Here is a 257-nt window from a genome sequence, read left to right on the forward strand (position 1 = left end):
CGCTGCAGCACAGTGGAGGACTTGTCAGCATCGATGAAGGCGTAGAGTGGCAAGCGCGGGAAGTTGTAGCCCGGCAGGAAGCCTTCGGTCGCCAGATAGCGGTAGACGTAGAAATCTGAGCTTTGTGAGGACACGCCCGTCGCTAGCAGTTCTACCTGCTTGTCTGCGCCCACATACCGCGCCCGCGCTTCGCGCCGCTCCTGTGCGCCGATGCCGGTACGCTGACCAATGCGATGCGCCTCGTCTCGGTCCTGGCA

Annotated in this window: 1 protein-coding gene; it reads right to left on the reverse strand. The window is 62.6% G+C overall.

Annotated elements, in window-relative coordinates:
• On the reverse strand, positions 1–257 hold a 257-nt coding region (locus NCR93_RS31760), incomplete at both ends, for a hypothetical protein (RefSeq protein ID WP_250532476.1).

Origin of the sequence: Caballeronia sp. ATUFL_F1_KS39, assembly GCF_023630985.1 — a bacterium.
In the GTDB taxonomy this organism is placed as follows: domain Bacteria; phylum Pseudomonadota; class Gammaproteobacteria; order Burkholderiales; family Burkholderiaceae; genus Caballeronia; species Caballeronia zhejiangensis.